This window comes from Flavobacterium sp. (genome assembly GCF_029945805.1).
In the GTDB taxonomy this organism is placed as follows: Bacteria; Bacteroidota; Bacteroidia; order Flavobacteriales; family Flavobacteriaceae; genus Flavobacterium.
Window position 1 is genome coordinate 61,449 of sequence record NZ_JAQSDH010000011.1, and the last position, 14,149, is coordinate 75,597.

Annotated in this window: 8 protein-coding genes and 1 tRNA gene; 4 read left to right on the top strand and 5 right to left on the bottom strand. The window is 34.6% G+C overall.

The genetic code is table 11. The annotated features are described in order from the left end of the window. Positions 1 to 33 precede the first annotated feature (33 nt). The gene (locus PSU83_RS02715; RefSeq protein WP_300586432.1) at positions 34 to 2,658 is read right to left on the bottom strand and encodes a TonB-dependent receptor; all 2,625 of its coding nucleotides are present in this window, start codon (positions 2,656 to 2,658) and stop codon (positions 34 to 36) included. A gap of 157 nt (positions 2,659 to 2,815) precedes the next feature. On the opposite strand from PSU83_RS02715, the gene PSU83_RS02720 reads away from it, so the two are divergent. Continuing rightward, positions 2,816 to 3,835, top strand: coding sequence for a LacI family DNA-binding transcriptional regulator (locus PSU83_RS02720; protein ID WP_300586434.1), 1,020 nt, complete (start codon positions 2,816 to 2,818; stop codon positions 3,833 to 3,835). A gap of 57 nt (positions 3,836 to 3,892) precedes the next feature. Here PSU83_RS02720 and PSU83_RS02725 read toward each other — a convergent pair whose 3' ends face one another. Next, the gene (locus PSU83_RS02725; protein ID WP_300586436.1) at positions 3,893 to 6,517 is read right to left on the bottom strand and encodes an AsmA-like C-terminal region-containing protein; all 2,625 of its coding nucleotides are present in this window, start codon (positions 6,515 to 6,517) and stop codon (positions 3,893 to 3,895) included. 167 nt (positions 6,518 to 6,684) lie between these two features. On the opposite strand from PSU83_RS02725, the gene folK reads away from it, so the two are divergent. Further along, complete coding sequence (gene folK, locus PSU83_RS02730; RefSeq protein ID WP_300586439.1) at positions 6,685 to 7,821, top strand: 2-amino-4-hydroxy-6-hydroxymethyldihydropteridine diphosphokinase; 1,137 nt, start codon at positions 6,685 to 6,687, stop codon at positions 7,819 to 7,821. A gap of 2 nt (positions 7,822 to 7,823) precedes the next feature. Here folK and PSU83_RS02735 read toward each other — a convergent pair whose 3' ends face one another. From PSU83_RS02735 to PSU83_RS02745, 3 genes are all read right to left on the bottom strand, one after another. Further along, positions 7,824 to 9,932, bottom strand: coding sequence for a T9SS type B sorting domain-containing protein (locus tag PSU83_RS02735; protein WP_300586441.1), 2,109 nt, complete (start codon positions 9,930 to 9,932; stop codon positions 7,824 to 7,826). A gap of 70 nt (positions 9,933 to 10,002) precedes the next feature. Next, positions 10,003 to 10,533 (bottom strand): RNA methyltransferase, encoded by a 531-nt coding sequence (locus PSU83_RS02740; protein WP_300586443.1) that lies wholly within the window; start codon positions 10,531 to 10,533, stop codon positions 10,003 to 10,005. Positions 10,534 to 10,632: 99 nt separating this feature from the next. Beyond that, the gene (locus PSU83_RS02745) at positions 10,633 to 11,103 is read right to left on the bottom strand and encodes a DUF1573 domain-containing protein (protein ID WP_300586446.1); all 471 of its coding nucleotides are present in this window, start codon (positions 11,101 to 11,103) and stop codon (positions 10,633 to 10,635) included. A gap of 153 nt (positions 11,104 to 11,256) precedes the next feature. On the opposite strand from PSU83_RS02745, the gene mutS reads away from it, so the two are divergent. Next, positions 11,257 to 13,863 (top strand): DNA mismatch repair protein MutS, encoded by a 2,607-nt coding sequence (gene mutS, locus PSU83_RS02750; protein ID WP_300586448.1) that lies wholly within the window; start codon positions 11,257 to 11,259, stop codon positions 13,861 to 13,863. A 144-nt stretch (positions 13,864 to 14,007) separates the two neighbouring features. Then, a tRNA-Gly gene (locus PSU83_RS02755) sits at positions 14,008 to 14,080 on the top strand. The last annotated feature ends 69 nt before the right edge of the window (positions 14,081 to 14,149 follow it).

A 14,149-nucleotide genomic window follows, 5' to 3' on the forward strand; every position in this document is an offset into this window, starting at 1 on the left:
ATAGGAATTACTCAAATTAAACATGAAATTTTATTAGAACTTATAAGACAATGACATAGAAATTGATCTTCCCGGTAAAGGTCTTGCTCTAACATAGTTTGTGGTATTGTCAGTAATACTTCCTTCTTCAGCCTCGGTAATTGCTAAAGTATTTAGAAGATTATTCCCTGCAACATTTAGAGATAATCCTTTAGTTACTGTGAATTCTACAAATCCATTCACAATCACAAATCCATCCATAACAAGTTCATTACTATCTTGTGTAAACGCTTTTGTCTGACCAATGAAACTCAACCCAACAGCATTCTTTTGTTTTGAAAATTTATAGGTTGGTATAAAATTGTACATCATTTTTGGTTGTCTTCTTGCTTCGTTACCTTCATTTGCACCAGAAGTAATTTCTGCTTTTGTATAGGTAAATGCACCACGTAAATTCAAATCATCGTTTACATTGTATGATGTTTCTAATTCTAAACCTAAAGATTTATAATTGTTTTGGATGATACTATTTGAAGTTGCTTCATAACCACCTTGCTCATCTGTTTTCGAACTAAATACTGTAGCATAGAAATATCCTTTAGAGAATTTTCTCTTGTATCCAATTTCTGCTTGAGTTAAAAAATCTAAAGAGTTGATTTTATCACCATCTAAATAATTTAAACCTGAAAATAATATTCTGTCAGCTTTGGCAGATGCACCTTTACTGATTCTTGCAAAAACAGATTGTTGTGCATTTAATAAATAATTAGCTCCAACAGAATAAGACACATAACTATAATCATAATCTACAGCAGTTGTATTGGCATTATTTATAGCAAATACGTTTTGCTCCGGTACCGAAATGTCATTGTCATTATTAATATCAAAAGTAGTTGAAGAACCACCTGCAAATGAACCATTTACCTGTCCTTTGTCATAGCGTATGCCCCCTTCTAACGATAGTTTATCAGTAGCATCAAAAGAAATGTTTGCATAAGGAGCAGAGACATTGTATTGCGTATCATAATTTCGAGCTAAATTTCCCCAAAACGGAGTTCCATATGCGTACAAACCGTTTTCTGAAAGCAAGTTTCCGCCTGAATCCGTAACATTAATTAAACGAGGATTATCATCGGACACTTCTTGAAGATAAGAATTCCACAACCATGACATTGATATGTTTTGAATAGATTTGAAATAACCTGCTGTTACTCCAATTTTATCAAACTTCTTAGTGATTCTTAAATCATTCATGAAGTTGTTGAAGTTATTTAATTGTGTATCAAACATGTGAATTCTGGTTACTAATCCATTTGGATTATTAAAAGCTGTTCCAGAATCTGCATAAGTTAACGTTGAACCAGCTCCAAAAGAGTTAGCAATAGTTGCTGCAGAAGCTACTTCAGCTGGAAATGCCGCAATAAATCCACCGCTATTAGATGAATAACGACCATTTTCTGTAACTTTCCAACCTTCCGCTAGTTCAAAAGTAGCACTTACACCAATTGATTTTGATACTGGATTCATTCCGTCGGAAACAGCATCTCTACGTAATTCACCGTCTGGGCCTAAGCCTACATTTTGAGTTAAATAAACAGATTGCAATGCCCCGTTAGTAGCATCGAATCCGCTAATACTTCCCCAGTTTGGACTACCGTTTGTACCAGTAACTTTAATAGGCATTGGCATGTAAGCAGCAGCTCTATCGTTTAAGAATTTAGTATAAATTGTAACTGACCCATTTTCAAATTCTTTTGTAATATTAAACTTGAATTGACCTCCATTATTGGCAGTAAAACCAAGGCTTCTAACTCCTTCACCTGTTCTATAAAAACCACCAGCATGGAAAAATAATCCGTCTCCAACTTTAGCGCCATATTCAATATCTGTTCTAAAGTCGTTGTAATCTAAACCAAAACTGGTAACCATACTCCCGCCTTCTGTTTTACCTGTTTTACTGATAAAATTGATTATTCCACCTGGTGAATTTGAAGATAATGTAGAGGCTGAACCTCCACGAATTGCTTCAATTTTGCCTATATTTCTATCAAATCTTGTAAAAATATCAGAAGTTGCAAAAGCGATATCGCCAAATAAAAGTATTGGCAAACCGTCTTCTTGCAATTGCAAATATTTAGAACCTCCAGAAGAAATTGGCACACCACGAACGGTGATGTTGGCGTTTCCTTCTCCACCAGATGACTCTGAACGAATACCTGGAATAGTTCTGAAAATTTCTGCTGTTGATCTTGGTGCCGATTGCTCTACTTGTTTTACATCTAAAGTTGTGATAGAAACACTTGATTTAATTTTGGTTCTAGGATTAACCACCCCAGTAACCACAACTTCTTCCAATTGTTTAGAATCATCTTGCAATTGAAAATCAAGAGTTGTTTTTCCATTAATGTCTGTTTTTTGATTCTGGGCTTCAGCACCAATATAAGAAACTGTTACTGTCTCTGAACCATCAGATAAGCCAGAAAGCGAATAACTTCCATCGGCATTTGTTGAAGTAGATTTACCAGCTTTACTCAACACAACATTAGCGCCAGCAACTGCTTCGCCTTTTGTATCAGTAACTTTTCCTGATAAACTACTACTTTGTGAAAAAGACAGGTTTGATAGCACTAACGCTATAAAAAATAGCAGTCTTTTCAAAAATAAAGTACTTTTTTTCATTTTTTGTAATTTGTTTGATTAGTAATAATTATTGGTTTATTTTTCGAAATTATAATTTTACTTAACCTAAATTTAAGAATTTGATACCGAAAACGTTTTCGAAAATACCGAAAACGTTTTCGGTAAGATATTAAGAATTTTTTATCATATTTGTTAAATGAGAGAGATAACACTTAAACAAATTGCCGAAACTATAGGAATTTCAATTACTACGGTATCCAAAGCTTTAAAAAACTATCCCGATGTTAGTCCAAAAACAAGAAAAGCGGTTTTAGATTTAGCACAATCATTGGGTTATACACCAAATAGTTTTGCGGTTAATCTCAGAACCAAAGAATCCAAAATTATTGGTTTAATAATTCCGGAAGTTGTACATCACTTTTTTTCAAATGTTATCAATGGAATTATAGATGAAGCAGAAAAAAATGGCTATTTGGTCATTATACTTCAATCGAATGAATCTTTAGAATTGGAGAAAAAGCAAGTGGAACTTTTGATGAATAAAAGAGTTGACGGCATAATTATGTCGCTTTCTAATGAATCAAATGATGATGAACATATTAGAGATATTCTCCGAAAAGAAGTCCCTTTTGTAATGTTTGATAAAATCTCCAAACTCATTCCGTGTTCAAAGGTAATTATTAATGATCAAAAAGCGGCATTCAATGCCGTTGAACATCTCATAAGTAAGGGATGCAAAAAAATAGCTCACATACGAGGTCCGATAAACCCTCAAAATGCCATTGACCGATTTCTAGGTTATAAGAAAGCTCTCGAAAAAAACAGTATACCATTTGATCCAAAATTGGTATATACCTGTAAGAATGTGACTTTTGAAGAAGGGCGAGAGTTTGCACAACAAATAGGGACTCAGCACCCAGATGTAGACGGAATTTTTGTAATTACGGATTTGGTAGCTGTTGGTGTTTTAGACTATTTTAATGAAATGAGAATACAGGTCCCCGAACAAGTAAAGATTATAGGATTCAGTAATTGGTTTATGTCACAAGTGATTACTCCAAAATTAAGTACAGTGAGTCAACCTAGTTTTGAGATGGGAAAGGAATCTTTTAAATTATTGTTGGAAGAGATGCACGCTAAAAAAGAAGCACTTCCATTTAAACCCAAAATAGTTGAATTGGACACTCAGATTATACCGAGACAATCTACATTATAAAAGAAAGTTGGTCAAGTTGTAAAATTACAATCCCTGCCATTATGGAAGGGCTTTTGATTATTTTGTTGGCGTCGTAGTTGCTGGTGTTTCAGTTTTCTTGGGTTCCTCTTTTTTGTTTTTATTGAACAAACCATTCAGTAAATCTTTGGCTCTGTCCTTTACGTCCGTGTTCACATTCGTTTTAGTACTGTCTGTTTTTGGTTTTGTCGCGTTTGAAATAATAGTACTCAAAGCGTCTTTTGTTCCAGTTACTAATTTATCTCTTTGTTGTTTTACCAAATTATTCACTAAAGTTGTCGTGGCTTGTTTAATATCAGTGCTAATTTGTGGTTTGCTAAAATTACCCGTTAAAATAGCTTTGATTGGTATACTTTCAACTTTTTTTGCATCGGCTGGAGTTAATTTGGCAATCAAATTAGTGGCTTCCGTTCCTAAATATTTTGCCGGAACATCAAAGGCTAAGTTGTAATTCATATTTTGATCAAATCCGTGTGTTCCGCCAACGGTTACTTTAATGTCTTGGTATTTGATATCAAAAGGTTTAACGTTAACTTTTCCGTCTTTGAATGTCAATGCAGCTTTCAAATCGTTTAGGTTTAATTTTTTCAAATCGATAAAACTTAATTTATCATCTAAAGCGCTTAATAAAGTTGAGTTGCTTGAATTAATTGTAGTTGAAAGTAATTGCCCTAATAAATCTCCAGTAATCGAGGTCAAATCGGGAGCCATTTCTTTGTCTTTTAAGTTTCCAGAAAGTTTGATTGTGGAATTCAGTTTTCCATTGATGATTCCAGCAATCGGAGCAATTTTTTTCATCATTTCCAATTGCGTAAAAGTTTGTGCAATATCAACACCGTTTAAACCTAAATTCATATTGAACTTCGAAATTTTTTCCTTTGTAGAAACATCTCCATTGAATGCAATCGAACCTCCAAAAATATCTGTTTTACCATTTTCTAAGGTTGCTTTTTGGTCTTTAATAATAATTTTTCCCGAAACATTTTTTAGTACTAAATTATCATACAAAACCGTATTTGCTTTTGCGGTTAAAGAACAATTCAGAAACGCAGGGATTTTCATGGCTTCCGTTGGTTTTGCGTCTTTTTTGGTTTCATCTTCTCCCGAAGTCATAAAATCGCTTACCGCTAATTGATTGGAATTCAAATTAAAGTTTCCTTTCAATTCTTGGTTTTTAAATACAAATCCGTAGAAGTTTTCCAAAACGCCATTTACGGCTAAATCTGTTTTTCCGTTAGTAGCATTGAATTGCTTAAGATTCACTCGACTTGGATCAAAGGAAACCAAAGCCTTGCTGATTTTCATTGTTTTTCCGGTATCGTCAGTATAATTAAATCCAGTTAAATCGAGCATTCCCGCATTTTTGATTCGAGCGTAATCGCTTTTTTCTACAGATTGCATATCGAATTCGGTAGTGACATCCGCTTTTAAAATTCCCGATAGCGGTTTGTCTAATTTTATTGGATACGCTTTAGAAAGATTACCCAAATTGATGGTTCCTTTAAGAGCCGCATTTACTAAAGCATTTTCCGCAATATTTTTAATATTCGCTTTGGCACTGAAAACATCTTGATCAATTTGAAACGTAAGTTTGTCTAAATTGACATAAGTGTCATTCATCAGTCCGGTTTCGTTGATTATTTTAGTATCGATAACGATGTTCTGAACAGATTTAGGAAGATTAGGATATTGAAACGAAGCATTATTCGAGGCAATTTCAATGTTGAATTTCGGAATAGTGGTATCCGATAATAATCCTTTTGCAAATCCGGCAACGGTAAAATCTCCGCTAGTTTTTACATCTTTAAGATTACTTGAATACTGCGCTGGAATTAATCCTAAGAAATTTTTAAAAGAAGAGGTTGGTGTTTTGAAGTTCAAATCATATTGCTGTCCGGCATCTACTAACTGTATAAAACCATCGAATTCTAAAGGCAATTCGTTTATTTTTGCTTTGTTTTCTTTGAATGTGTATTTGCTATTGTCCAAATCAATGCCAAGGACAGCATCCAGCGAAAGCGGCACATTTTTCATATAATTCACTTTGTCCATATCAAGCGAAATTTTGGTAGTAGTTTTAGTAACCAAATCTAATTTCGATGCGGCAAAATCGCCAGTTCCTTCATGATTAATGCTGTCTAAAACCATTCTCACTTTTGACTTTTCATCAGTGTATTTGAACTTGAAATTTTCAACAGAATATTCTTTTATTTTTAAAGAAAGCGGTTTGCTTTTTCCGTCATCGCCTTTTTTAGCCTCTTTTATCGCGATGTCATAATTCCCTACACCCTCTTTATTGAAAATGATGTTAATCAATCCATTTTTAGTTGAAATTGCGTCAATGCTCATCGGTTCATTTTCACCTTTAAACAATTCTTTGATTGACATTTTAAGATTCAATTCGCCTAACGAAATTAAAGTGTCGCCTTCAAATGGTGCTTTATTGATGATGGAAAGCTTTTCAATTGAAACGCTAGCATTTGGAAAGTTTCTAAACAAACTCAAATCAGCATCGGCAAACGCCACTTTAGCATCTACTTTTTCATTAATAGCCGTTAAAATTCGCGCTTTAATTTGCTCTTTAAAGAAATATGGAATTGCAAAAGCTGAAATAATTAATAATAATAAAAGTATTGCAACAATTTTGAAAATTTTCTTTAACATGGTAGGATCGATTTAGTTACGATTTATCTCAGCAAAAATAAGTTCTTTTAATGATAAGATGGTTATAATTAGTGAAGTTTTAAGATTTTAACCTTTGAGAAAATGTTATTAACAGTCGGTTGTTTTATGTAAATATTTTAAAATAGTTTTAGTTAATTTGTGCTTCAATGAAAAATCAGCACCAAGTTATACTTTCTTTAGGCACCAATCAGGGCAACCGTCTCGAAAACATAGAGCGTTGTATAGCTAGTTTGCACAAAGAAATTGGCACAATTATTAAGGTTTCCAAGCTTTATGAAACGCCTTCTTGGGGTTTTGACAGTGCCAAATTTTACAATTGTACTGTAATGATGAATACGCATAAAAGTGCACACCAAATTTTGGACGAATGCCTTTTACTTGAAGAAGCCTTAGGAAGAGTGCGTTCGGGAGTACAAGGTTATGAAGCCCGAATAATAGATGTTGATGTGATTACTTTTGACGAAGAAATTATTGCTTCCGACAAACTGCAAGTGCCACATCCGGAAATGCAAAATAGACTTTTTGTTTTGTTGCCCATGCGTGATTTGAATTTGGACTGGCGGCATCCGATTTTACAGAAATATTTACACGAATTACTAGTGTTGTCAGAGGATAAAAGCAATTGCATCTTTGTTCAAAATCTGGAAATTCCGATAGCGAAAATTAAGATAAATCAGTACAATTACATTGCTATTGAAGGAAATATTGGTGCCGGAAAAACAACTTTGTCCAATAAACTAGCAGAAGATTTTAATGCGAAAACCGTTTTGGAACGTTTTGCAGACAATCCGTTTTTGCCCAAATTTTATGAAGATCAAAACCGGTATGCGTTTCCATTAGAAATGTCATTTTTAGCCGATAGATACCAACAAATTTCAGATGATTTAGCGCAATTTGATTTGTTTAAAGATTTTATTGTTGCCGATTATCATATTTTTAAATCTCTAATTTTTGCGAAAGTTACGCTCGCAGAAGATGAATTTCGGTTGTACAAAACGATGTTTGATATTATTTATAAAGAAATGCCGAAACCCGATTTGTATATTTATTTGTATCAAAGTACGGAGCGTCTTTTGGCAAACATAAAAGAAAGAGGAAGAAGCTACGAGCAAGAAATTCCAGCTGAATATTTAGAAAAAATCAACAATGGTTATTTAGATTATATCAAATCGCAGACAAGCCTTAACGTTTTGATTATTGATGTAACGAACAGGGATTTTCAAAATAATCAAGAGGATTATGTGTTTGTTTTAGATCAAATCCAGAATAAAATTTCAGGTTAGCATTATCGGATCAACGAGAAGTGGCCTTTAGTTTCTGGAAAAGTATCATTGATTTTTGCGATAAACCAATAATCATCCGCAGGTAATTTTTTACCATTCAATGTTCCATCCCAAAATAGATTGGTTGTATTTAAAACGGTAATCAATTTACCAAATCTATCAAAAACAGCTATTTCAGCAGTTGGAAAATTGTTAGCGCCTTTTATATACCAATTGTCATTAACGTTATCACCATTTGGAGTGAAAAATTCGGGATAAGCAATTACGACGAAAGCTTCTTGGTCTGAACCACATTGATTGGTTTCTCTAACATAAGCAATATAATTTCCACCATCAATAACTGTAAACACATTTGAAGATTGAAAATTTTGTCCGTCAATTGAATATTCAAAATCGGGACTTTGTACAGTTGTATTAATGGTTACGACCAAGCCTTGAACGTCAATAGTTGAAATTATCGGTTGCGAAAGATAGGTTATGCTGAAATTTTTTGTTTTAGAGCAACTTTCCGGAGCAGGAGTTGTAACCACTACAGAATAAGTAGCTAATCCATTGGATTGGATAGTCTGAGTTGTTGCGCCAGTTGACCAAGCGTATATCATTCCGGGGTTTCCGGCATCTAATTGAGTTATATCGCCTTCACACAACACCAAAACTTCATCAGTTAAATCTGGAGTATTATAAACATTTATAGTAATTGAAATTCTGTCAGAAAGGCAATTATTATAATTGGATTCAGCATAATAAACAGTGTTCTGATGGATATTCGGAACGACAAAATTGGTTCCTAAAAATATCGGATTAGTACTTGTTGGCGTATCATACCAAAACATTAATCCTAACGAAGTCTGCACGTCAACTACAGTATACGCCTCTTCGCACATATAGTAAGGAGAAGCGCTAGTTAATACTGGTTTGGGCGTTACCGATGCTGTAACCGGAATTCTAGAAGTGTCGAGACAACCAGCAACATTTGCAGCAGCATAATATATAGTTGTCGCGCCAATTGTTGGTGTAGTAAAACTATTTCCAGTAAAAAGTGATGCACCTCCAGTTGCAGTATCATACCAATGAACTATTCCCGTATTAGAAACTGCTTGTAAAGTCACAGTTCCCGATCCGCAACGGATGGCACCCGAATTAGAAGTCAATGAAGCAATAGTTAGTGAAGTACTAGTAGAAATTTGCAAAACAGGATCGCCAGGCATGCCACCATATTCTACAATATAACCCTTAGGCTGATAATCACCACTCAGTGCTCCCGTGTCTGACAAATCATTCCAAGATCCTAAAATTCCAACGCCAGGAGCAGTAATATGAGCGTAATTTTCGTTTCCTTGATTATTAGGTTCGCTAGTATTCCAAAAAGCATAATTTGTAGTAAACCCAGTGAAATTACCTTGCCAAAAAGTAAGTCCAACTTCAGGGCCAGTCATCCATTTCCAAGTGCCTTCCGTGGCTTCATCGCTACCTCCAATCCAACCCGCTCCTGTAGTTTGTTCTCCTGCGATCTGCGCTTCTTCTGCAGAGATAATTGTAGCTAAGTAACCTTGTAATCCGTAATAAGTAGTATTTTGAGCCGCAACTCTGGAATCAGACCATTTAATTCCGAGATTAGGAATGTATAAATAATAATGACCATTTGAAGGAAGGTAATTTGCCTGCCCAACAGAAATCGAAAAATTTCTTGTGCCAGTTGGATTTACAGACGAAGATGAAAATTCAACGTCTTCAATTGCCGCGATAAGATCGATGTATGTGGGCTGTGTTGAAACGCCGCTCAACTTTAAAGTTGCTGTAGTAGCATTCCAACTCGAAACTATAGTTGGATGAACTCCTGTGGGAGTCAGTACATCTTCACCAAAAACAAATCCAGAAGAAATCTGAATATAAATAGCGTCAATTCCGGTATCATCGGGATCGGTAATTGTCATATTGGTAACAATTTTTACAGAACTCCCGGGACAGTATATTTGATTGCCTGTTGCCGATAAAATTGGTGCGGTATTGGTTGTGGGATTGGTTTGTAGAATTTTGAATGCGTATGCTTTTCCCAAAGAAGTCTGGAAAAGTAATAGCAGAAAAATAAAAAATGAAATGTTTTGGGACATTATTTTCATTTCATAAAAATAGATAAAATAAAATACGACAATCTTAAAAAAATATAAAAAACTGTATAAATTAACTCAACATCTTTTTAAACAAATCCCAGACCACAATGCCCATACTAACCGAAATGTTGAGGGAATGTTTAGTTCCCAATTGCGGAATTTCAATGGTGCCGTCGCAGATTTCAATTGCTTTTTGCGAAACACCATAAACTTCGTTGCCAAAAACTAAAGCGTATTTTTTATTTTTTTCTATTTTAAAATCCTGAAGGAATATTGAATTTTCTACTTGTTCAATTGCGAAAACAGCAACATCATCTTTTTTTAAATTTTCAATTACGGATAAAACATCTTTTTGATATTCCCAATTCACAGTGTCCGTTGCGCCCAATGCCGTTTTGTGAATTTCCTTGTTTGGTGGAATAGCAGTAATACCACACAAGTATATTTTTTCAATGAGAAAAGCATCGGATGTTCTAAATACAGAACCTATGTTATGTAAACTTCGGATATCGTCAAGTATAATTAGTAAAGGCGTTTTTTTAGCTTCTTTAAAATCTTCAATTGATTTTCTGTCCAATTCTTTATTATCGAGCTTGCGCATATTTTTTATTTTAAATTCCGACTTTGGATCGGAGGGCAAAGATATTCAAAAAAAAAGTCCCGACGAATCGAGACTTTTTTGAAATATAATTAAGTGAAATTAGCTTTTTACCGTAGCTGCTCCTTCAGCTGGAGCATCTGGTAAAACTGTTCCTTTTATAGTAAGAACTTTAGTTTCTTGACCTGTAGCATTTGATTTTACAGTAATCGTTTTTGTGAATGCACCAACTCTGTCAGTAGCATATTTTACTCCAATAACTCCTTTTGCTCCTGGTGCAATTGCTGCTTCTGGTTTAGAAGGCACAGTACAACCACATGAACCTTGAGTACTTTCAATAGTTAATGGTTTGCTTCCGTTGTTAACAAATACGAACTCTCTTTTTCCATCCGCATTGTGAGCAATTGTTCCGTAATCGATAGTTTCATTTTCGAAAACCATTCCAACTCCGTCTACTTTTGGAGTTTCTGATTTTGTTGCAGTATCAGCCTTCTTAATCGCTTTCTTTGCTTGTGCATTGGTAGTTGCAACACTAAACATAGTAATTGCAGCTAATAAAATAATTCTTTTCATTTTTATATAGTATTTAAGTTTCAGATGACAAATCTATTCAAAATTTGAAATGCAGTGTTTTTTTTTGTCTTAAGGTTAAATTAATTTTTTTAAAGATGGCTTAATCAGTCTAAAATATTTAAATTCGCTTTCACTTAATTAATTCTGAAACCATTGGTATCCAAAGAAAATCAAGCAAAGGAAACTCCTTTAATGAAGCAGTATAACGAGATAAAAAGAAAATATCCCGATGCCTGTTTGTTGTTTAGAGTTGGAGACTTTTATGAAACTTTTGGAGATGATGCAGTCCGTGCTTCTAAAATTCTGGGTATTACTTTAACAAAACGTGGTGCTGGCTCTGAAACAGAAACGGCTTTGGCAGGATTTCCGCATCATTCCATAAATACCTATTTGCCAAAGTTGGTAAAAGCGGGACTTCGGGTTGCAATTTGTGATCAATTGGAAGATCCTAAAATGACCAAGACTATTGTGAAGCGTGGCGTGACCGAGTTGGTTACTCCAGGAGTTTCAATGAATGATGAAGTTTTACAATCGAGATCAAATAATTTTCTAGCGTCAGTATATTTTAGCAAAAGGCAATTAGGTGTTGCTTTTCTTGATGTTTCTACTGGTGAATTCCTCACGTCGCAAGGAAATGAAGAATACATTGATAAGTTGTTGCAAAATTTTAGTCCGAGTGAGATTTTGGTGCCAAAGAATAATAAGAGCCAGTTTAAGGAAATCTTCGGAGAAAAATTCAATGTCTTTTATTTAGAAGATTGGATTTATAAAGAAGATTATGCCATAGAAACTTTGAATAATCATTTTCAAACCACTTCTTTAAAAGGTTTTGGGATTGATGAATTGCCGGATGGGATTATTGCGTCAGGCGCGATCTTATATTATTTATCAGAAACACAACATAACAGAGTTCAGCATATCGCCAATATTCAACGCATTGCTGAAGATGCTTATGTTTGGATGGACCGATTCACCATCCGTAATTTAGAATTGTATCACAGTCATTCCCAAAATGCAGTTACGCTTTTGGATGTAATTGACAAGACGCTTTCGCCGATGGGTTCGCGTTTGTTGAAACGTTGGTTGGCTCTGCCTTTGAAAGATATTCATAAAATAAGAAGCCGTCATGAAGTAGTTTCTTATTTAAAAGACAATGAGGCGGTTTTTCAGAAAATACAATATCAGATCAAGCAAATTTCCGATTTGGAGCGTTTGATTTCCAAAGTAGCTACAGGGAAAATTTCTCCACGTGAAGTAATTTATTTGAAAGAATCTCTTGATGCTATCATTCCGATAAAAACAATTGCTTTAGAAAGTAAGCAGGAAGCGGTTCGCATCATTGGAGACAGTTTGCATGCGTGTGATTTACTCCGCGAAAAGATAAAAACTACTTTAAATCAAGATGCGCCCGTAGCTATTGCCAAAGGAAATGCAATTGCTAGTGGAATTCATGCCGAATTAGATGAATTAAGAAATATTGCCTTCTCGGGAAAAGAATATTTAGAAGGAATTGAAAAACGGGAATCAGAGCTTACTGGAATCTCATCGCTAAAAATTTCATTTAATAATGTTTTTGGATATTATATTGAAGTGCGAAACACACATAAAGATAAAGTTCCGAGCGAATGGATTAGAAAGCAGACTTTGGTCAATGCCGAAAGATATATTACAGAAGAACTAAAAGAATATGAAAGCAAAATATTGGGTGCTGAAGAAAAAATCCATCAAATAGAAGGTCAATTGTTTGAACAATTAATCAGCTGGATTTCTACTTATATTAAACAAGTACAACTCAATGCTACTTTAGTAGCGCAATTGGATTGTTTAATTTCTTTTGCGCAATTAGCCATCGAAAACAATTACGCGTGTCCAATACTAGACGACACATTCGATTTAGAAATTATTAATGGTCGTCATCCCGTTATTGAAAAGCAATTACCCGTTGGTGTTCCTTATGTTCCGAATGATGTTTATCTTGATAGAGAATCTCAACAAATCATCATGATAACGGGGCCAAATATGTCTGGTAAGTCGGCGATTTTAAGACAAACAGCGTTGATTGTTTTATTAGCTCAAATGGGAAGTTTTGTTCCGGCAGAAAAAGTCAGAATGGGAATTGTCGATAAAATTTTTACTCGAGTAGGAGCCAGCGATAATATTTCAATGGGTGAATCTACTTTTATGGTAGAGATGAACGAAACCGCTTCCATTTTAAATAATCTTTCCGATAGAAGTTTAGTTTTATTAGATGAAATCGGTCGCGGTACAAGTACGTATGACGGAATTTCAATTGCGTGGGCAATTGCTGAATTTCTACATGAAAATCCGGCAAGGGCAAAAACCTTATTTGCTACGCATTATCACGAGTTAAATGAAATGTCGGAATTGCTTCCGAGAATCAAAAATTATAACGTTTCTGTAAAAGAATTAAAAGATACTGTACTTTTTATTAGAAAATTGGTTTCGGGAGGAAGTGCGCATAGCTTTGGAATCCATGTTGCTAAAATGGCGGGAATGCCACAAACCGTAATCCAAAAGGCGCAAAAACTTTTAAAGAAATTAGAAAAAAACCACTCCAGCGAATCACTTAACGGAATTAAATCTGCTAAAGATGAAATGCAGTTGAATATTTTCAATCTAGACGATCCATTATTGGAAGAAATAAGAGAAGACATAATGAATTTAGACATCAATACTTTGACGCCAATTGAAGCATTAATGAAGTTAAATGAGTTAAAAAGAATGCTACAGAAAAAATAAATTTAATACATAAATTGTGTTTATCAATGGTTTATGGGTTTACTGATTTTTTTTCAAAAAAAACGTTTGCAATATTCAATTTAAATAGTACATTTGCAACCGCATTACGGTATAAGTGGTGTGGCTCTAGTAAATATTGAGAATGCGAAAATAGCTCAGTTGGTAGAGCGCGACCTTGCCAAGGTCGAGGTCGCGGGTTCGAGCCCCGTTTTTCGCTCAAAAATATCATTCTGCTCGGATGGTGAAATTGGTAGACACGCTGGACTTAAAATCCAGTGAACAGCAA